Annotated in this window: 18 protein-coding genes; 5 read left to right on the top strand and 13 right to left on the bottom strand. The window is 69.7% G+C overall.

Annotated features, from left to right (window positions below; genetic code table 11):
- Nucleotide 1: 1 nt before the first annotated feature.
- The 6 genes from ACYBYQ_RS00345 to ACYBYQ_RS00320 all read right to left on the bottom strand — a co-directional run bounded on the left by ACYBYQ_RS00345 (nucleotide 2) and on the right by ACYBYQ_RS00320 (nucleotide 5122).
- Nucleotides 2-727, bottom strand: coding sequence for an amino acid ABC transporter ATP-binding protein (locus ACYBYQ_RS00345; RefSeq protein WP_459616388.1), 726 nt, complete (start codon nucleotides 725-727; stop codon nucleotides 2-4).
- Nucleotides 708-1364 (bottom strand): amino acid ABC transporter permease, encoded by a 657-nt coding sequence (locus tag ACYBYQ_RS00340; RefSeq protein ID WP_459616387.1) that lies wholly within the window; start codon nucleotides 1362-1364, stop codon nucleotides 708-710. Before ACYBYQ_RS00340 ends, ACYBYQ_RS00345 begins: the two co-directional genes overlap by 20 nt.
- Complete coding sequence (locus tag ACYBYQ_RS00335; RefSeq protein WP_459616386.1) at nucleotides 1361-2029, bottom strand: amino acid ABC transporter permease; 669 nt, start codon at nucleotides 2027-2029, stop codon at nucleotides 1361-1363. Before ACYBYQ_RS00335 ends, ACYBYQ_RS00340 begins: the two co-directional genes overlap by 4 nt.
- 16 nt (nucleotides 2030-2045) lie before the next feature.
- Entirely contained in the window at nucleotides 2046-2828 is a 783-nt protein-coding gene (locus ACYBYQ_RS00330; RefSeq protein ID WP_459616385.1) for a transporter substrate-binding domain-containing protein, read from the bottom strand.
- 191 nt (nucleotides 2829-3019) lie between these two features.
- A complete protein-coding gene (locus ACYBYQ_RS00325; protein WP_459616384.1) occupies nucleotides 3020-4024 on the bottom strand; it encodes a methyl-accepting chemotaxis protein in 1005 nt (334 codons plus the stop codon).
- A gap of 135 nt (nucleotides 4025-4159) precedes the next feature.
- On the bottom strand, nucleotides 4160-5122 hold the full coding sequence (locus ACYBYQ_RS00320) for a Bug family tripartite tricarboxylate transporter substrate binding protein (protein WP_459616383.1): 963 nt from the start codon (nucleotides 5120-5122) through the stop codon (nucleotides 4160-4162).
- Between the two features lie 219 nt (nucleotides 5123-5341).
- On the opposite strand from ACYBYQ_RS00320, the gene ACYBYQ_RS00315 reads away from it, so the two are divergent.
- The 3 genes from ACYBYQ_RS00315 to ACYBYQ_RS00305 all read left to right on the top strand — a co-directional run bounded on the left by ACYBYQ_RS00315 (nucleotide 5342) and on the right by ACYBYQ_RS00305 (nucleotide 7816).
- On the top strand, nucleotides 5342-6529 hold the full coding sequence (locus tag ACYBYQ_RS00315) for an acetylornithine transaminase (protein ID WP_459616382.1): 1188 nt from the start codon (nucleotides 5342-5344) through the stop codon (nucleotides 6527-6529).
- A gap of 16 nt (nucleotides 6530-6545) precedes the next feature.
- Entirely contained in the window at nucleotides 6546-7250 is a 705-nt protein-coding gene (locus tag ACYBYQ_RS00310) for a helix-turn-helix transcriptional regulator (RefSeq protein ID WP_459616381.1), read from the top strand.
- Nucleotides 7251-7330: 80 nt separating this feature from the next.
- Nucleotides 7331-7816 carry a VOC family protein gene (locus tag ACYBYQ_RS00305; RefSeq protein ID WP_459616380.1) on the top strand — a complete coding sequence of 162 codons (486 nt, stop codon included), beginning with the start codon at nucleotides 7331-7333 and terminating at the stop codon, nucleotides 7814-7816.
- Here the strand turns inward: ACYBYQ_RS00305 and ACYBYQ_RS00300 are convergent.
- The 5 genes from ACYBYQ_RS00300 to ACYBYQ_RS00280 all read right to left on the bottom strand — a co-directional run bounded on the left by ACYBYQ_RS00300 (nucleotide 7741) and on the right by ACYBYQ_RS00280 (nucleotide 15805).
- Nucleotides 7741-9756, bottom strand: a complete 2016-nt coding sequence (locus ACYBYQ_RS00300) for an acetyl/propionyl/methylcrotonyl-CoA carboxylase subunit alpha (protein ID WP_459616379.1) — start codon at nucleotides 9754-9756, stop codon at nucleotides 7741-7743. The genes ACYBYQ_RS00305 and ACYBYQ_RS00300 overlap by 76 nt on opposite strands.
- Nucleotides 9757-9819: 63 nt before the next feature.
- The gene (locus ACYBYQ_RS00295; RefSeq protein ID WP_459616378.1) at nucleotides 9820-11427 is read right to left on the bottom strand and encodes a carboxyl transferase domain-containing protein; all 1608 of its coding nucleotides are present in this window, start codon (nucleotides 11425-11427) and stop codon (nucleotides 9820-9822) included.
- A gap of 140 nt (nucleotides 11428-11567) precedes the next feature.
- Nucleotides 11568-12749: an acetyl-CoA C-acetyltransferase gene (locus tag ACYBYQ_RS00290; RefSeq protein WP_459616377.1), complete on the bottom strand. Its 1182-nt coding sequence runs from the start codon at nucleotides 12747-12749 to the stop codon at nucleotides 11568-11570.
- Between the two features lie 16 nt (nucleotides 12750-12765).
- Nucleotides 12766-14616, bottom strand: a complete 1851-nt coding sequence (gene aceK, locus ACYBYQ_RS00285) for a bifunctional isocitrate dehydrogenase kinase/phosphatase (protein ID WP_459616376.1) — start codon at nucleotides 14614-14616, stop codon at nucleotides 12766-12768.
- Nucleotides 14617-14626: 10 nt separating this feature from the next.
- Nucleotides 14627-15805 carry an isovaleryl-CoA dehydrogenase gene (locus tag ACYBYQ_RS00280; RefSeq protein WP_459616375.1) on the bottom strand — a complete coding sequence of 393 codons (1179 nt, stop codon included), beginning with the start codon at nucleotides 15803-15805 and terminating at the stop codon, nucleotides 14627-14629.
- 288 nt (nucleotides 15806-16093) lie between these two features.
- Here ACYBYQ_RS00280 and ACYBYQ_RS00275 point away from each other — a divergent pair, with 288 nt between their 5' ends.
- Complete coding sequence (locus tag ACYBYQ_RS00275) at nucleotides 16094-17071, top strand: Bug family tripartite tricarboxylate transporter substrate binding protein (RefSeq protein ID WP_459616374.1); 978 nt, start codon at nucleotides 16094-16096, stop codon at nucleotides 17069-17071.
- Between the two features lie 36 nt (nucleotides 17072-17107).
- On the opposite strand, the gene ACYBYQ_RS00270 is transcribed toward ACYBYQ_RS00275, so the two are convergent.
- Nucleotides 17108-17488 carry a MerR family transcriptional regulator gene (locus tag ACYBYQ_RS00270; RefSeq protein WP_459616373.1) on the bottom strand — a complete coding sequence of 127 codons (381 nt, stop codon included), beginning with the start codon at nucleotides 17486-17488 and terminating at the stop codon, nucleotides 17108-17110.
- A 72-nt stretch (nucleotides 17489-17560) separates the two neighbouring features.
- Between ACYBYQ_RS00270 and ACYBYQ_RS00265 the strand changes: the two genes are divergently transcribed.
- Nucleotides 17561-18619 (top strand): MBL fold metallo-hydrolase, encoded by a 1059-nt coding sequence (locus ACYBYQ_RS00265; RefSeq protein WP_459616372.1) that lies wholly within the window; start codon nucleotides 17561-17563, stop codon nucleotides 18617-18619.
- Nucleotides 18620-18646: 27 nt separating this feature from the next.
- Here ACYBYQ_RS00265 and ACYBYQ_RS00260 read toward each other — a convergent pair whose 3' ends face one another.
- Nucleotides 18647-19273 carry a LysE family translocator gene (locus ACYBYQ_RS00260; RefSeq protein WP_459616371.1) on the bottom strand — a complete coding sequence of 209 codons (627 nt, stop codon included), beginning with the start codon at nucleotides 19271-19273 and terminating at the stop codon, nucleotides 18647-18649.
- Between the last annotated feature and the right edge of the window lie 6 nt (nucleotides 19274-19279).

The raw sequence follows: 19279 nt of genomic DNA, 5'->3' as shown, positions 1-19279 counted from the left end.
CCTACAGCATGCCCAGGAACTGCCGCAGTTCGGCGGTGCGGGGCTGGGCGAACACCGCTTCGGGCGGACCCGATTCGTGGATGCGGCCCTGGTGCATGAAGACCACGCGGTCGCAGACCTCGCGGGCGAAGCGCATCTCGTGGGTCACCATCAGCAGCGTCATGCCGTCGGCCGCGAGTTCGCGCACCACCGCCAGCACTTCGTTGACCAGCTCCGGATCCAGGGCGGAAGTGATCTCGTCGCACAACAGGGCCATGGGCTGCATGGCCAGCGCGCGGGCGATCGCCACGCGCTGCTGCTGGCCGCCGGAGAGCTCGGCGGGCCAGGCATCGAAGCGGTGCCCCAGCCCCACGCGCTCGAGCATGGCGCGCGCAAGCGCCTCCGCCTCGGCTTCGGGCATGCGCTTGGCGACGATGGGCGAGAGCATCACGTTGCGCCCCGCCGTGAGATGGGGAAACAGGTTGAACTGCTGGAAGATCATGCCCACCTTCAGGCGCAGCGCCCGCAGGTGCAGGTCGTCGGGCACGAGCTTGGCGTCGGCCACCATCACGGCGCCCGAGTCTATGGTTTCCAGGCCGTTGATACAGCGCAGCAAGGTGCTCTTGCCCGACCCGCTCTTGCCGATGATGGCGATCACTTCCCCGGGCTCGACCCGCAGGGTGACGCCCTTGAGCACTTCGTTGTCGCCGTAGCGCTTGCGTACGTCTTCAAGTGCGATGAGAGGCATGCAACTTCCTTTCCAGCCGCAGGCTGAGGCGCGACAAGGGCCAGCACAGCGCGAAGTAGATCAGCGCGGCGCAGGCATAGACGGTGAAGGGTTGGAACGTGGCGTTGGTGATGATGGTGCTGGCCTTGGACAACTCGGTGAAGCCGATGATGGACGTGAGCGCCGTACCCTTGACGATCTGCACCGCGAAGCCCACGGTGGGCGCGACCGCGATGCGCGCGGCCTGCGGCAGCACCACGTGGCGCATCTGCTGCACGTAGCCCATGGCCAGGCTGGCCGAGGCTTCCCATTGGCCGCGCGGGATGGCCTCGACGCAACCGCGCCAGATTTCCGCCAGGAAGGCCGCCGACCACAGCACCAGCGCCATGCCCGCGGCCAGCCAGGCCGGCACTTCGATGCCCAGCAGCGACAGGCCGAAGAACGCCAGGAACAGCTGCATGAGCAGCGGCGTGCCCTGGAACAGCTCGATGTAGGCCCAGCTGAGGCGCCGCAGCAGCGGGATCCTGGATGTGCGCAGGAACAGCACGACGAGGCCCAGCAGGGCGCCCCCGGCGAACGCCACCAGCGACAGGACCACCGTCCAGCGCGTGGCGAGCAGCAGGTTGCGCACGATGTCCCAGAGCGTGAAGCTGATCATGGACGCACGCTCCGGAAGAGGTGCCGGCCCAGCATGCGCAGCAGCTGCCGCAGCGCAAGCGCCAGCACCAGGTATATGCCCGTGGTGACGAAGTACACCTCGAAGGCGCGGAAGTTGCGCGACTGGATGAAGTTCGCGGCGAAGGTGAGTTCCTCGGCGGCGATCTGCGAACACACGGCCGAACCCAGCATCACGATCACGACCTGCGACGACAGCGCCGGCCACACGCGCGTGAGCGCCGGCATCAGCACGACGTGGCGGAATACCTGCAGGCGGCTCATGGCCAGGCTGAGCCCGGCTTCATACTGGCCGCGGGGCGTGGCGTCGATGCCGGCGCGGATGATCTCCGCGCTGTAGGCGCCCAGGTTCAGCGCCATGGCCAGGCAGGCGGCGCTGAGTTCGTCCATGCGCACGCCCAGCGACGGCAGGCCGAAGAAGATGAAGAAAAGCTGGATCAGGAACGGCGTGTTGCGAACCAGCTCGACGTAGGCGGCCACGGGCGGGCGCACCCAGCCCGGGCCCTGCGTGCGCGCCCAGGCGCAGAAGATGCCTACGGCCACCCCGACCACGGCGCCGAAGGCGATGAGCAGCAGCGTGATGCCCACCCCCTTCAGCAGGACGGGCCCATAGCCGAAGACCGCGGCGAAGTCGAACTGATAGCCCATGCCGGCCGTGCCGGGGCTACAGGTCCGCGGGCAGCGGCGCGCCCAGCCACTTTTCGGCCACGGCGCCCAGGCTGCCGTCCTTCTTGGACTCGGCCAGGATGGCGTTGACCCGGGCCAGCAGCTGCGGTTCGTTCTTGTTCAGGCCCACATAGCAGGGCGAGTTCTTGATGAGGAACTTCGTCTCGGGCTTCTTGGCCGGGTTCCGGGCCAGGATGGCGGCAGCCACGACGTTGCCCGTGGCCACCAGCTGCACCTGCCCGGACAGGAACGCGGTGATGGTGCCGTTGTTGTCTTCGTAGCGCTTGATGGTGGCCTCGGCCGGCGCGATCTTGGAAAGCTCGATGTCTTCGACCGACCCGCGCGTGACGCCGATGGTCTTGCCGGCCAGGTCGGCCGCGCCCTTCACCGGCATGTCGGCCGGGCCGAACACGCCATTGAAGAAGGGCGCGTAGGCGTCGGAGAAGTCGATGGCCTTTTCGCGCTCGGGGTTCTTGCCGAGGCTGGAGATCACCAGGTCGACCTTGCCCGTCTGCAGGTACGGGATGCGGTTGGCGCTGGTGACGGGCACGAGCTCGACCTTGGCGCCGAGCTTCTTGCCGATCAGCAGCGCGGTGTCGATGTCGTAGCCCACCGGCTTCATGTCGGCGCCGACCGAGCCGAAAGGCGGGAAGTCCTGGGGCACGGCGATCTTGATGACGCCGGCCTTCTGGATGTCGGCCAGCGCGTCGGCATGGACGAGCGGCGCGGACAGCAGGGCGGCGGCGCCGAGCAGGGACAGCAGGGCGATGCGACGTTTCATGGTTCTCTCCCGCGCCGGACGGCGCTGTGTAGGACTTTGCACACGATATCGGTATACAAAATAGACCGGAGCAAGTTCCATGCCATCTGTGTGCGAGCTGCGGCCCGGGGCAATGCCGCAGCTCGCACGCCCGGCGCGCACCACGACGGCGCCATGCCGCCCCACAATGGGGCGGTATGCACCGCCCCGGCTCACCCTGCGCGGTCTATCACCACGCCATACCAGCCCAGCCCGCGATAGGTTTCGTAGCCCGGCGTGCGGGCATAACCCACCAGCATCTCGCCGTCGGAGAAGAATCCGCTGTCCTGCGTGGCGGGCAGCGGGAATGCGGCCGGGGCGTCGTCGCCGCTCGCGGCGATCACGCGCTGGCGCGCATCCACCACCATGCAGCGTACGGTGGCCGCCTCGTCTTCCGACAGGCGTATCCCGTCGACCACCGCGGCTGCCTGCTTGCGCCAGTCGAAGAACACCGCCAGCACGCCGCGCGGCGTGTCCTGCGCAGCCGGATCGGCATGGATGGCGGCGGCATAGATGGCGCAAGGGGCGTCGTCGAGCGGCGCCACCGGCTGCACGTCGCCGGCGGCATAGGCTTCCAGCCCGCGTCCGGCCAGGGCTTCGCGGAACCACCGCTGGCCCGACACGTCGTGCCCCGCCACGCCGGGATAGGCATCGGGGCGCCCGTTGCACAGGACCTTGCCGGCGGGGTCGATGACCCAGATGTCCAGGTAGACGGTATAGGTATCGAGAATCACCCCGAGCCGCCGGCGCGCGCTGGCGGCGGTGCGCGGATGCGGTTCGGCGGCGGCCTCCTGGACCGCGGCTTCCGTGGCCCACCAGCGCACGTCGCAGGTGCGCTCATAGAGATTGCGGTCGATGGTCTCGATGACGTTGAGCGCGAGGTCGGCCAGGCGCTGGCCGCGCGCGCGCCGCAGCGCCTGCTGCATGTGCACGCCGATGTCGCGCAACTCGGCCTGGAGTTCGCCGGCCAGCATTTCGATGCGGTCGGAGACTTCGCGCACCCGCCCGGCCACCACGGCGAAGCTGCGGCCGGCTTCGCCGACGTGGGAGGCCTCGATGGCGGCGTTCAGGCTGAGGAGGCGGGTCTCCAGCGTGATCTCGCGGATGTCGCGGATCTTGCTGGAGGTGATGTGGTCGATGCGCTGGGAAAGCGCGGCGACATTCTGGGTGGCGTTCATGCGGATTACCGAAAGATGACGTGAAATAGAGGGATCGCGCGTACATCTTTCGAAGCGATCGCAGGAGATAAGCAATAACCATGCCGCGACGCCCCGCCCCCGCCCCCGCCCCGGGGCCTGCCCGGGGAACGGGATTCAATCCACCTGGGCTCCGGAGCGGCGTACCGCCTCGCCCCATTTGGCCACTTCGCGGCCGATGAAGGCGGCGGTGTCCTCCGGCGAGGACGGCATGGGTTCGGCGCCCCGGTCGCGCAGGAAATCCCGCATGTCGGGTCGCTCCAGCACCTGCACGATATGGCGGTTCAGCACCGCAACCGTTTCCGGCGGCGTGCCGCGCGGCGCCAGCACGGCGGCCCAGCCGATCGCCTCGAAGCCGGGATAGCCCGACTCGGCCACGGTGGGCACCTGCGGCAGCTGCGCCAGCCTGCCGGCGGTGGTGACGGCCAGCGGCACGGCCTTGCCCGTGCGGATGTGCGGCAGCGCGGCAGTCACCGAGTCCACCATCAGCGGCACCTGGTGGCCCAGGAAATCGGCCTGGGCCGGCCCGCTGCCCTTGTAGGGGATGTGCCGGATCTCGATGCCGGCGGCGGCCTTGAACATCTCGGCCGACAGGTGCTGGGTCCCGCCTATGCCGGCGCTGGCATAGGCCAGTTCGTCGGGCCGGGCCCGCGCCTGCTGCACCAGCTCCTGCAGGCTGGCAATCCCCGAGGCCGGGGTGGCGAGGAACACCAGGGGCACGGAGAACACGCCGGACACGGGCGCGAAATCCTCGGTGAGCCGATAGCCGACGTTCTTGTAGAGGGTCTGGTTCACGGCCGCGGCGCTGCCGGCCACCACCAGGGTATAGCCGTCGGCGGGGGCCCGGGCGGCCTGCTCCATGCCGATATTGCTGCCGGCGCCGGCGCGGTTCTCCACCACGACCGGCTGCTTCAGCGCCGTACCCAGGCGCTCGGCCAGCGCGCGGGCAAAGATGTCGGTGGCCTGGCCGGGCGGGAACGGCACGATCAGGCGCAGGGCGCGTTCGGGAAAATCGGCATGGGCGTTCAGGCTGACGGCCAGCAGCAGGCCGGCGCCCAGGCCGCGGAGGAGGCGTTTCATCTTGGCAGTACTCGAAAAGGAAGGGTCTCGGGGCGGGGCGCCGGTTCGGACCCGCCGGGGCTGGCTCGGTCGGATGGCCTTGTGGGCCGCCGCCATGCCGTTTTTTGTGGTCGGGCAACACGATAACATTACCGGAGGGTGCTAAATTTCCGCATTCGCGCCCGCTAGCGGTGATCCGCCCTAGCTTCTCTTGCCCTTCATCCTTCCGCAGGAACCGCCATGGAATTCAGCCAGTTCAATGTCAATGCCCTCATGGAGATCACCGCCCGCCCGGACCTCGTGTTCGTGCGAGGCCAGGGCTCGTGGCTGGAGGATCACGCCGGGAAGCGATACCTGGACTTCGTGCAGGGCTGGGCCGTCAATACCCTGGGCCACTGCGCGCCCGAGATGCAGCGCGCGCTCACCGAACAGGCAGCGGTGCTGATGAACCCGTCGCCGGCCTTCTACAACATTCCCTCGATCGAGCTGGCGCAGCGCCTCACCGGCGCCTCGTGCTTCGACCGCGTGTTCTTCGCCAACAGCGGCGCCGAAGCCAACGAAGGCGCGATCAAGCTGGCGCGCAAGTGGGGCCAGGTGAACCGCAAGGGCGCATACAAGATCATCACCATGGACCACGGCTTCCATGGCCGCACCCTGGCCACCATGTCGGCCTCGGGCAAGCCCGGCTGGGACAAGATGTTCGCCCCGCAGGTCGAGGGCTTCCCCAAGGCCGAACTGAACAACCTGGATTCGGTGCGCGCCCTGATCGACGACCAGACGGTCGCGATCATGCTCGAGCCCGTGCAGGGCGAGGGCGGCGTGATCCCGGCCACGCAGGCGTTCATGCAGGGCCTGCGCCGCCTGGCCGACGAGAACGGCCTGCTGCTGATCGTCGACGAAGTGCAGACCGGCATGGGGCGCACCGGCACGATGTTCGCCTACCAGCAGTTCGGCGTCGAACCCGACATCATGACCCTGGCCAAGGGCATCGGCGGCGGCGTGCCGCTGGCCGCACTGCTGGCGCGCCAGGCGGTATGCGTGTTCGCCCACGGCGACCAGGGCGGCACGTACAACGGCAACCCTCTCATGGCCGCGGTGGGCGTGGCCGTGTTCGACACGCTGGCCTCCGCAGGCTTCATGGACGGCGTGCGCGAACGCAGCCAGCAGCTGTCCGACGGCCTGCTGGCCCTGTCGGCCAAGTGGGGCCTGGGCGGCGAGCGCGGCATGGGGCTGCTGCGCGCCCTGGTGCTCGACCGCGACAACGGCCCGGCCATCGTCGACGCCGCCCGCCGCCTCGACCCCGAAGGCCTGCTGCTCAATGCCCCGCGTCCCAACCTGCTGCGCTTCATGCCGGCGTTGAACGTCACGCAGGCCGAAATGGCGCGCATGCTGGAGCAGCTCGACGGCCTGATCGGCGCGCTGCGCTGAGGCTGCACCACGGGCCATGGCGCGCGCCCAGCGCCTGCTGGACCTGATCCAGATCCTGCGCCGCCATCGGTACCCCGTGCCCGGGGCGGTGCTGGCCGCGCAGCTGGGCATCAGCCTGCGCACCCTGTATCGCGACATCGCCACCCTGCAGGCGCAGGGTGCGAGCATCGACGCCGAACCGGGCATGGGCTATGTGCTGCGCCCCGGCTTCGTGCTGCCGCCCCTGATGTTCTCCGAAGAAGAAATCGAGGCCCTGGTGCTGGGGTCGCGCTGGGTGGCGCGCCGCGCCGGCGACAGCCTGGCGACGGCGGCGCGCAATGCGCTGGCCAAGATCGCAGCCGTATTGCCCGACGCGCTGCGCGAATCGCTCGATGCCTCCACATTGCTGGTCGGCCCCGGCAGCGCCGCGGCCACCGACGAAGCGCAGGTGGCGCTGCTGCGCCAGGCCATACGCGCCGAACACAAGGTAGAGATCGATTACCGCGACCAGCACGGGGCGCCGTCCGCACGGACGATCTGGCCCTTCGCCCTGGGCTTCTTCGATCATGCCCTCATCGTGCTGGCGTGGTGCGAACTGCGCCAGGCCTTCCGCAATTTCCGCGTGGACCGCATCACCGGCCTGCTGCTCACCGGACAGCCTTATCCTGGCCGTCGGCAGGCCTTGCTCAAGGCCTGGCGCGAGGCTGAGAACGCCGCCATGCAGCCGCCGCCGCGCCACTGACAGAAACTGACAGCGCCTGCGCCTAGCATCGTGTCAGCCGCCCATGCACGAGCGGCACATCACCACGACGGAGCGCAGACATGTCCGATCCCGATTTCATCATCCTCTACGTCGACGCGCCGCAGACCAGCGCCGCCTTCTATGCCGGCCTGCTCGGCCGGGATCCGGTCGAGAACACGCCCGACTTCGCGCTGTTCATCCTGGACTCCGGCCTGAGGCTCGGGCTCTGGGCACGGCACGACGTCGCGCCGCTGCTGAAGAGCCGGGGCTCGGGGGTGGAGATCGTATTCCCGGTGGCCGACATGCAGGCCGTGGAAGCGCTGCACGCCCACTGGACGCGCCGCGGCCTGGCCATCGCGCAGCCGCCCACCACGCTGGCGTTCGGCCACACCTTCGTTGCCCTGGATCCCGACGGACACCGGCTGCGCGTGTACGCCAGGCAGCCCCGGCATCCGGGCCCCGAGGCCGGGGCACGTCAGACCGGGGTACGTCAGGCCGCGGCTGCCGCCTCCACCGCGATGGCCACCAGTTCGGCGCCTTCGGCCACCTGGTCGCCCACGCCGTAGAACACCGACTCCACCTTGCCGTCGGCCGGCGCCGAGATGGTGTGCTCCATCTTCATGGCCTCCATCACCAGCAGGGGCTGGCCCCTGGACACGGCGTCGCCGGGCCGGACCGAAATGGCGATGATCTTCCCGGGCATGGGCGCCACCAGCCCTCCGGCATGCGCCTGCGCGTCGTCGGCAGCGTGCGCCAGGGCGTCATGCCGTTCCAGCACATGCACCAGCGCATCGCGGAACACATGCACCCGATCGCCATGCAGCGCCACGGTGCCGGTTGCCGCGTGCCCGCCCAGCGTCACGCGCCATCCGTCCGCGCCATCGCCGGACCAGTGGAAGGGCTGCGGGCCGGCGCCGCAATCGAGCTGCCAGCCGGCGCCGTCGCGCGAGAGCACGGCGCCGCGCAGCTCGCCGTGCTCTCGCCAGTCGAAGCGCTGCGTATAGCGGCCGCCCAGCCGCCAGCCGTCGCGCGCATCCCAGGGGTCGGCCGCCGGCGCCGGCGCCGGACCTGCCAGGCCCTGGCGGGCCAGCTCGGCCGCCGTGGCCAGCGCCAGCACCTCCGCGCCGGCCGCCGCGGGCGGCGGCAGCAGCGTTGCGCGACGGCGTTCGATCAGGCCGGTATCCAGGTCGGCGGCCGCGAAGGCCTCGTCGCGCATGAGGCGCGCCAGGAATGCCACGTTGGTCTGCACGCCCACCACGCGCGTCTGCGCCAGCGCCTGCAGCATCAGGCGCCGCGCCTCGTCGCGATCGGCGCCGTGCACGATGAGCTTGGCGATCATCGGATCGTAATAGGGCGTGATCGCGTCGCCCGCCCGCACGCCGCCGTCCACCCGCACCGCGCCGTGGGTGAAGGCGACATGCTGGGGCAGGTCCAGGCGCGCCAGGGTGCCGATGGACGGCAGGAAGCCGCTGTCCGGATTCTCGGCATAGATGCGCGCCTCGATGGCGTGGCCTTCGATGCGCAACGCGTCCTGCCCGGCCGGCAGCGGCAGGCCGGCGGCCACCTGCAGCTGCCAGGCCACCAGGTCGTGGCCGGTGATCATCTCGGTGACGGGATGCTCCACCTGCAGGCGCGTGTTCATCTCCATGAAGTAGAAGCGGCCGTCGGGCTCGGCGATGAACTCCACCGTGCCGGCGCCCACGTAGCCGACCGCGCGGGCGGCGGCCACGGCCGCCTCGCCCATGGCCCGGCGGCGCTCGGGCGTCATGCCCGGCGCGGGTGCCTCCTCGATGACCTTCTGGTGGCGCCGCTGCACCGAGCAGTCACGCTCGAACAGGTATACGCAATTGCCGTGGGTATCCGCGAATACCTGGATCTCGATGTGGCGCGGCTTCTGCAGGTAGCGCTCGATCAGCACGCGGTCGTCGCCGAAGCTGGAGGCGGCTTCGCGCTTGCACGAGGCGAGCGACTCGGCAAAGGCGGCGGAAGATTCCACCACCCGCATGCCCTTGCCGCCGCCGCCGGCGCTGGCCTTGATCAGCACCGGGTAACCGATGGCGTCGGCCTGCGCCTGCAGGAAGGCGGGGTCCTGGTTCTCGCCGTGGTAGCCGGGCACCAGCGGCACGCCTGCGGTCTCCATGAGCGCCTTCGCGGCCGACTTGCTGCCCATGGCGGCGATGGCCGAGGCGGGCGGGCCCACGAAGCGCATGCCCGCCTGTTCCACCGCGCGGGCGAACGCCTCGTTCTCCGACAGGAAGCCGTAGCCCGGATGGATGGCCTGCGCACCGGTCTGGCGCGCCGCCTCGAGTATGGCCTCGGCGCGCAGGTAGCTGGCCCGCGGCTCGGCGCCGCCGATGCGCACGGCCATGTCGCAGGCCGCCACGTGGCGCGCGCCGGCGTCGGCGTCGGAGTACACCGCCACCGTGCGGATTCCGAGGCGGCGGGCGGTGGCGGCAACGCGGCAGGCGATTTCACCGCGGTTGGCGATCAGCAAGGTCGAGAACACGGTAGCTCCTGATGGATGGATGCCTGGAGGAATATCGCGAGGTGCGGGGCACCTGCGGCATTCCTACATGCGGAAGACGCCGAAGCGGGTGTCGTCGATGGGCGCATTGAGCGCGGCCGACAAGGCCAGCCCCAGCACGCGGCGCGTCTCGGCGGGGGCGATGATGCCGTCGTCCCAGAGCCTGGCGGTGGCGTAATAGGGATGCCCCTCGCGCTCGTACTGGCTGCGGATGGGGGCCTTGAAGGCCTCCTCCTCTTCCGCGCTCCAGTCCTGGCCCTTGGCCTGCATGCCGTCGCGCCGCACCGTGGCCAGCACGCTGGCCGCCTGCTCGCCGCCCATGACGGAGATGCGTGCGTTGGGCCACATGAACAGCATGCGGGGCGAGTAGGCGCGGCCGCACATGCCGTAGTTGCCGGCGCCGAACGAGCCGCCGATGATCACGGTGAACTTCGGCACGGCCGCGGTGGCCACTGCGGTCACCATCTTGGCGCCGTGGCGGGCGATGCCCTCGTTCTCGTACTTGCGGCCCACCATGAAGCCCGTGATGTTCTGCAGGAACACCAGCGGGATCTTGCGCTGGGCACACAGCTCGATGAAGTGCGCGCCCTTCTGCGCCGACTCCGAGAACAGGATGCCGTTGTTGGCGACGATGCCCACCGGCATGCCGTGGATGTGGGCGAAGCCCGTGACCAGGGTGGTGCCGAAGCGCGCCTTGAATTCGTCGAATTCCGAAGCGTCCACGATGCGCGCGATCACTTCGCGCACGTCGTAGGGCTTGCGCGTGTCGGCCGGAATGATGCCGTCGAGCTCGGCCGGGTCGTAGTGGGGCTCGCGCACCGGCGCCAGCGCCAGCGGCTGCGGCTTCTGCCGGTTCAGGCGCGCCACGGCATTGCGCGCCAGCTGCAGCGCGTGCAGGTCGTTGGCGGCCAGGTGGTCCACCACCCCGGACAGCCGCGTGTGCACGTCGCCGCCGCCCAGGTCTTCGGCGCTGACCACCTCGCCGGTGGCGGCCTTCACCAGCGGCGGCCCGCCCAGGAAGATCGTGCCCTGCTCGCGCACGATGATGGACTCGTCGCTCATGGCCGGCACGTAGGCGCCGCCCGCCGTGCAGGAACCCATCACCACGGCGATCTGCGCGATGCCCTGCGACGACATCACGGCCTGGTTGTAGAAGATGCGGCCGAAGTGGTCGCGGTCGGGGAAGACCTCGTCCTGGCGGGGCAGGTTGGCGCCGCCCGAATCCACCAGGTAGACGCAGGGCAGGCGGTTCTGGGCGGCGATTTCCTGGGCGCGCAGGTGTTTCTTGACGGTCATGGGGTAATAGGTGCCCCCCTTGACCGTGGCGTCGTTGCAGACGATCACGCATTCCGTGCCGGCGATGCGGCCGATGCCGGTGATGATGCCCGCCCCGGGCGCCTCGTCATCGTACATGCCGTAGGCGGCCAGCGGCGACAGCTCCAGGAAGGGGCTGCCCGGATCCACCAGGCGCTCGACCCGCTCGCGCGGCAGCAGCTTGCCGCGCGCCACATGCTTGGCGCGCGCCGCCTCGCTGCCGCCCTGCACCACCTGCGCCAGCCGCCGGGCCAGATCGTCGATGAGCGCCTGCATGGCGCGCGCGTTTTCCGCATGCTCGGGCGAGCGCGGATTGATGCGGGATTCGATGCGTGGCATGAACCGTCGTCCTGTGTGGGCGCGTCAGCGCGTTGTCTCGTTCCGGCCGCTCGAGGCAGCCTTGTTGCTTGTGTTGCGGACCTGCGGCGGCTCCTCCCGGTGCCGGGCGCCATGGCGCCCGGCACCGGTGCGGGAGGGGCCTACAGCATCTCGATGGCCATGGCCACGGCTTCGCCGCCGCCGATGCACAGCGTGGCCACGCCCTTGCTGCCGCCGGTCTTGCGCAGGGCGCCGACCAGCGTGGCAACCAGGCGCGCGCCGGAGGCGCCGATGGGATGGCCCAGCGCCGTGGCGCCGCCATGCACGTTGACCTTCTCGTGGGGCAGGCCGAAATCCTTCATGGCGGCCATGGTGACCACCGCAAAGGCTTCGTTGATTTCATACAGGTCCACCTCTTCGGCCTTCCAGCCCGTCTTGCCGAACAGGTTCTTCAGCGCTCCCACCGGCGCGGTGGTGAACCAGGCCGGTTCCTGCGAGTGCTGGGCATGGGCCACGATGCGCGCCAGCGGCTTGACGCCGAGCTTCTCGGCGGTGGAGGCGCGCATCAGCACCATGGCCGCGGCGCCGTCGGAGATGGACGAGGAATTGGCCGCGGTGACGGTGCCGTCTTTCTTGAAGGCCGGCTTGAGGGTGGGAATCTTCTCGGGCATGGCCTTGGTGGGCGACTCGTCGATGTCGACCACGGTGTCGCCCTTGCGGCCGGCCACCGTGACGGGGGCGATCTCCCATTTGAAGCTGCCGTCTTCGGTGGCGGCGCGGGCGCGGCGCAGCGATTCCAGCGAGAACGCGTCCTGGGCCTCGCGCGAGAATTCGTACTTGCTGGCGCAGTCCTCGGCGAACACGCCCATGGCCTTGCCGCGGTCGTAGGCGTCTTCGAGGCCGTCGAGCGCCATGTGGTCGTACACGGTGGCGTGGCCGTAGCGATAGCCCTGGCGGCCCTTGAGCATCAGGTAGGGCGCATTGCTCATGCTTTCCTGGCCGCCGGCCACCACCACCTGGGCCGTGCCTGCCAGCAGCAGGTCGTGGCCGAACATGGCGGCCTTCAGGCCCGAGCCGCAGACCTTGTGGATGGTGGTGCACGACACGCCCAGGGGCAGGCCGGCGCCCAGGGCGGCCTGGCGCGCGGGCGCCTGGCCCTGCCCGGCCTGCAGCACGTTGCCCATGATGACTTCGTCGACCTGCTCGGGCTTGAGGCCTGCGCGCTCGACGGCGGCCTTGATGGCCACCGAGCCGAGTTCGTGCGCGGCCAGGCTGGACAGGCTGCCCAGCATGCCGCCCATGGGCGTGCGGGCGACGGAAACGATGACGACGGGATCGGACATGATAGGCTCCTGGAAATCAAGACAGATACGGCGCGGTCGTGCCGGCACGGCGCAGTCGGGCAGGGCCGGCGCGCAACCGCCTGTCGGTATCGTAAGGGAAAAAATCCTCCACCTTCCCCTGCGCCACGCGGGCCTGGCAGGCCTGCCACCACTGCGGCTCGAGCAGCGGCGCATGATGGCGCAGGAAATCGGCGCGCATGGCCGGATCGGCCAGAAGGAAGCGGGCGAATTCCTCGGGGAACACGTCATCCGGACCCACCGCATACCAGGGTTCGCCCGCCAGTTCCGCCTCCTCGTTGGGCGCCGGCGGGATGCGCCGGAAGTGCATGGCGGTGAGGGGCTGGATCTCGTCGTAGTCGTAGAACACCACGCGGCCCAGCCGGGTGACGCCGAAGTTCTTGTACAGCATGTCGCCCGGAAAGATGTTGGCCGCCGCCAGTTCGCGGATGGCGTTCCCGTATTCGCGCATGGCATGGGCGCGCTGTGCGGCCGAGGCGCGGCGCAGGTACAGGTTCAGCGGCATCATGCGCCGCTCGATGTACACGTGCCGGATCACCACGGTGTCGCCGTCTTCTTCGAGCTGGCTGGGCGCCACGCGGCGCAGCTCGTCGAGCAGCGCGGGTTCGAAGCGTGCCCGCGGCAGGGCCACCAGCGTGTACTCCCAGGAGTCGGCCATGCGGCCCACGCGGTCGTGGCGCTTGACCATCTGGTACTTGCGCTGCACGGTGGCGCGGTCCATGCCGTCCTTCTCGATCTCGTCCTTGATGAGCTTGAAGACGTATGGATACGAGGGCAGCGTGAACACCGCCATCACCATGCCGGGTATGCCCGGGGCGCGCGTGAAGCGATCGTGCGAGTGCTCGAGGTGGCGCAGGAAGTCGCGGTAGAACAGCGTCTTGCCCTGCTTCTGCAGGCCCAGCATGGAATAGAGCTCGGCCTTGGGCTTGGCCGGCAGCAGGCTGCCCAGGAAGTCCACCACGGCGGCCGGGGTTTCCATGTCGACCAGGAAATAGGCGCGCGTGAAGCTGAACAGGCGGCTGAGATCGTCGGCGCCCAGCAGCAGGGCGTCGAGCGTCACCTGCCCGGCCGGATCGCGGCGCAGCGCCACCGCGAAGGGGTGCACCGCGCCCTGGTTGACCAGGCGGCCCACGATGTAGGCGCCCGTCTGGCGGAAGAACAGCGATCCCAGCGCATGCAGCTGGCAGTCGGCCGCCAGCCGGGGGCCGCCCAACCGCGACAGCGCGGCGCGCAGGTGGGCCACCCCCTTGCGCGCCAGCAGGCGGATGTCGCGCGGGAGGTCGGCGTAGGGCGCGGCCAGGCCGAAATCGGCCACCATGCGCGCCAGGCTCGCGCGCAGCCCTTCGGCCAGCGGATAGTAGGCGCGGTACGCCGGCAGCCGGCTGTCGAGGTGGTCGGTGGCCACGGCAGGCCGCACGAAGAGGAAGTCGTTGTGGAAGTAGTCGCGGTGCAGCACGCGGCACGACACCGAATTGAAGAAAGTCTCGGCGCACTCCGGCTGCCGGTGCCCCGCGAGCAGGGCCACGTATTCCTGGCGCACCGCCTGCCAGAAGACGGTCTGCGCCTCGTCGAGCGGGGCTGCCCCGGCGGCCGCGCCGCCGCGGCGCATCACGCCTTCTATGTGGCTGGCGCACTCGCGCACCCGCATGTCGTAGTACTCGATGCGTTCGCGCGACAGGCGCTGCATGCCGTGCCAGTCGCCGGATTCGAACAGCGACTTGGCCCGCTGCGCGCTGTAGCGGAACAGCGCATAGTGCCGCTCGAAGCCGGCCAGGATCAGGCCCGCGACATCCCGCGGCTGCGGCGCAGGGGCCGGCAGCGGCTCGATGTAGAGGACGTCGGCGGACATGGGCCGGGCCTCAGGCAGTCTCGTTGAAAAGCTCGCGGCCGATCAGCATGCGGCGGATCTCGCTGGTGCCGGCGCCGATCTCGTAGAGCTTGGCGTCGCGCCACAGGCGGCCCACCGGGTACTCGTTGATGTAGCCGTTGCCGCCCAGGATCTGCACGCCTTCGCCGGCCATCCAGGTGGCCTTTTCGGCGGTATACAGGATGAGCGCCGCGCAATCCTTGCGCACCTGGCGCACGTGCCCCACACCCAGCCTGTCGAGGTTCTTGCCCACGGCGTAGCAGAACGCCCTGCTGGCCTGCAGCGCGGCGTACATGTCGGCCAGCTTGCCCTGGATGAGCTGGAACTGGCCGATGGGCTGGCCGAACTGCTGGCGGTCGTGCACGTAGGGCACGACCACGTCCATCACGGCCTGCATGATGCCCAGCGGCCCGCCCGACAGCACCGCGCGTTCGTAGTCCAGGCCGCTCATGAGCACCTTGACCCCGCCGTCGACCTCGCCCAGCACGTTCTCCTCGGGCACTTCGCAGTCCTGGAACACCAGTTCCCCGGTATGGCTGCCGCGCATGCCCAGCTTGTCGAGCTTCTGCGCCACCGAGAAGCCCTTGAATCCTTTTTCGACCAGGAAGGCGGTGATGCCGCGCTGGTGCGCCTGCGGGTCGGTCTTGGCGTACACCACCAGCGTATCGGCGTCGGGCCCGTTGGTGATCCACATCTTGGAGCCATTGAGCACGTAGCGGTCGCCCTTCTTGTCGGCGCGCAGCTTCATGCTGACCACGTCGGATCCCGCGCCCGGCTCGCTCATGGCCAGCGCGCCCACGTGCTCGCCGGATACCAGCTTGGGCAGGTAGCGCTCTTTCTGTGCGGCGGTGCCGTTGCGATGGATCTGGTTGACGCAGAGATTCGAATGCGCGCCATAGGACAGGCCCACGGAGGCGCTGGCGCGCGAGATTTCCTCCATGACCACCATGTGGGCGAGGTAGCCCATGTTGGTGCCGCCATAGGCCTCGTCCACCGTCATGCCCAGCACGCCGAGCTCGCCGAACTTGCGCCAGAGGTCCATGGGGAACTGGTCGGTGCGGTCGATCTCGGCCGCGCGCGGCGCGATCTCTGCCTGTGCGAAGGCGCGCACCGCGTCGCGCAGCATGTCCAGGTCTGCGCCCAGATCAAAGTCCAGCCCGGGAAGGTTCATGGAAGTCTCCGTGATAGTAAGTGCTCGCATTATGAGCGGCGGGCAACGCCGGCCTGCGCACGCGCGGCCGACGCGGTCCATCATGCCCGAAGGCGGCCGGCCCGGAAATATGGAATCATTTTACGTTTACGTAAACGTAAAACAGATCCGGGTTTTCCATGACGCATGGCACACAACCCCGCCCGCGCATGTGAGAATCGCGGCGGGCATGCCGCCGCAAGCTGGCAGCGCAACCGGCCGCAGCCCTGGCGGAACGGCGTTCCTCATCAGCCCACGACCGGAGCGACGATGAGCAAGCTCAGACACCTGCTGACGGCGGCAACCGCGCTGCTGCTGGGGGCGGCCACGCCGGCGGCACCGGCGCAGCCCGACTGGCCGGGCAAGACGCTGACGCTGGTGGTGCCCTACTCGGCGGGCGGCACCAGCGACATCCTGGGGCATACGCTGGGCGAGATCCTGCGCGAGGCCCACGGCACCACGGTGATCATCGAGCACCGGCCGGGAGCCGGCGGCAGCCTGGGCGCCGACGCCGTGGCGCGCGCCCGGCCCGACGGGGCCACCCTGCTGCTGTCGGCCACCAGTCCGCTGGTGATCTTCCCGCATCTGGTGAAAACAACCTACGACCCGCTGCGCGACCTGGTGCCGCTGGCCAGCGTGGCGGTGGGGCCGGTGGCCATCCTGGCCACCCGCTCACTGCACGTACGGGACTTCGCCGGCCTGGTCGACCACGTCCACCGCTATCCCGGCAGGCTCGCCTACGCCGTGCCCGGCGTCGGCTCGGTGGCCCATGTGGGCATGGCGCACCTGAACCGCAGGCTGGACCTGGACATGCTGCAGGTGCCCTACAAGGGCGGCAGCAAGGCGGTCTTCGACGGCCTGGGCGGCGTGGTCGACCTGCTGGTCGTCAACACCGACATCACCCTGCCGCACGTGCGGGCCGGCACGCTCAAGCCATTGGCCGTGATGGCGCCGGAACGCCTGGAGGCCTGGCCCGATGTGCCGACCATGGCCGACCTGGGCATGCCCGAGGTGCGGTACTACTCCAACTTCGGGCTGTTCGCACCCACCGGCATGCCGGCCAACGTGGTCAACGCCGTGCAGTCGGAACTGGCCGAGGCCCTGGCCGACCCGAGGTTCCAGGAGACCTTGCGCAGGCACGCCCTGCAGCCCGGCACCGGCATCGGGCCGGATTTCGCAAGCCAGGTGCGCGCCGACTACGAGCGCAACCGTCTGGTGATCCAGCAAGCCGGGATCCACGCGCAATAGCACCCCCGGGGCCGACGGTGGCCGCCGGGCCAGGCGTCAGGCATGCTGCTGCAGCAGCATGCGGCACTGGCGCTCCTGCTCGTCGATCTCGGCCAGCGTCTCCTCGATGTCGCGCCGCTGCTGCTCCAGCGCGGCGCGGTGGCGGGCCAGCACGCCCAGGTATTCGCGCAATTGCGGCTCGGTGTCGCCCGGCCCGTCGTACATGTCGATCAGCGTGCGGATCTCCGACAACTGCAGCCCCAGCCGCTTGCCGCGCAGCGCCAGCTTGAGGCGGGCGCGGTCGCGCGCGCCGTAGACCCGGTTGCGCCCCTCGCGAGCCGGGCTGACGATGCCTTGGTCTTCGTAGAAACGTATGGTGCGGGGCGTGACCTCGAACTCGCGCGCGAGTTCTGAAATGGTCCAGGTGGCAGGCGGCATACCGGAACTGGCAGTTTACGTAAACGTAAATTATGATGGCCCGGATACACACGTCAAGCAGGGAAATACGCCATGAACCCCAACGAACACCAGTTGCAGTATCCCTGGGGCGACACCCAGCCCGAACCCGGCCGCGCCCTGGAGGTGGCCCCGGGCGTGAAATGGGTGCGCCTGCCCTTGCCCTTCGCGCTGGATCACATCAATGTGTGGCTGCTGCGCGATCACGTCGACGGCCGCGACGGCTGGACCATCGTCGACTGCGGCGTCTCGCGCGAGCCGGTGCGGGAACTGTGGGAACAGGTGTTCGAGCACGCCCTGGAGGGCCTGCCGGTGCTGCGCGTGCTGGTGACCCACATGCATCCCGACCACGTCGGCCTGGCCGACTGGCTGTGCCGCCGCTGGGAGGCGCCGCTGTGGATGAGCATGACGGACTACGCCCTGGCCTGCCTGTGGTCGGCGCGCAAGGACGGCGCCGGCCCCAACGGCGAAGCGGCCGTGCGGCATTTCGCGCGCCACGGGCTGGCGGATCCCGAGGCCCAGGAGAAGATCCGCCAGCGCGCGGGCTATTACCCCGACCTGGTGCCGTCCATGCCGGCGCGCTACGTGCGCATGCTGCATGGCGACGCGGTACGCATCGGGGGCCACGACTGGGAAGTCGTCGTGGGCTACGGCCACGCTCCCGAGCACGTATCGCTCTACAGCGCGGCGCACCGCGTGCTGATTTCGGGCGACATGGTGCTGCCGCGCATTTCCACCAACATCAGCGTGTTCGACTACGAGCCCGAGTCCAATCCGCTGCCCCTGTACCTGCGCTCGCTGGACCGCTACGCCGGCCTGCCCGCCGAGACCCTGGTGCTGCCGTCCCATGGCCGGCCGTTCCGCGGCCTGCACGAACGCATCGCCCAGCAGCACCAGCACCATGCCGACCGCCTGGCTGAGGTGCTGGCGGCCTGCGCCCAGCCCCGCTCCACCACCGACATCGTCCCGGTGCTGTTCCGGCGCCAGCTGGACCTGCACCAGCTCACCTTCGCCATGGGCGAGGCCCTGGCCCACCTGCACGCGCTGTACTTCGACGGCAAGCTCACACGCAGCACCGGCGACGACGGCGTGGTGCGCTTCGTGGCGGCCTGAAGCGCGCTGCGGGGCCGCGCGCGCGGCTCAGCGTGTGGCGCTGGCCAGGCGCAGGGCCAGGCCCACGAACACCAGGGCCGACAGGCGGTTGAGCCAGAGGCGGGCGCCGGGCGAGCGCCGCAGCAGGTGCCCGGCCGCGCCGGAAGCCAGTGCGATGGCACCGAACACCAGCAGCGTGGCCAGGATGAAGAGCAGGCCCAGCACGGCGATCTGCAGGCCCAGGGGGCCCGCGCCGGGCCGGGTGAACTGCGGCAGGAACGCGAAGAAGAACAGCAGCACCTTGGGATTGGTGAGGTTCATGATGATGCCGCGCCGGTACAGCGCCAGGCGCGACAGCGGCGCGGGCGCCTGGCCGGCGCCATCCGTTGCGGGCGCCCGCCAGGCCTGCCACGCCAGCCAGGCCAGGTAGGCGGCGCCGGCCAGCTTGAGCACGGTGAAGGCCGCCGGCGAAGCGGCGAACACCGCCGCCAGGCCCACCGCCACGGCCAGGGTGTGCCCGACCAGGCCGGTGCACAGGCCCAGCACCACCAGCATGCCCGCGCCCCGGCCCCAGACGGCCGACTGCATCAGCACGAAGAGGTTGTCCGGGCCGGGCGTGAGCGCCAGCAGGACGGCGATTCCGAAGAAGGCGAGCAGCGTATCGAAAGACGGCATGACGGT

The organism is Bordetella sp. 2513F2, from assembly GCF_054642735.1.
This window is presented reverse-complemented; position numbering and strand designations above follow the sequence as displayed.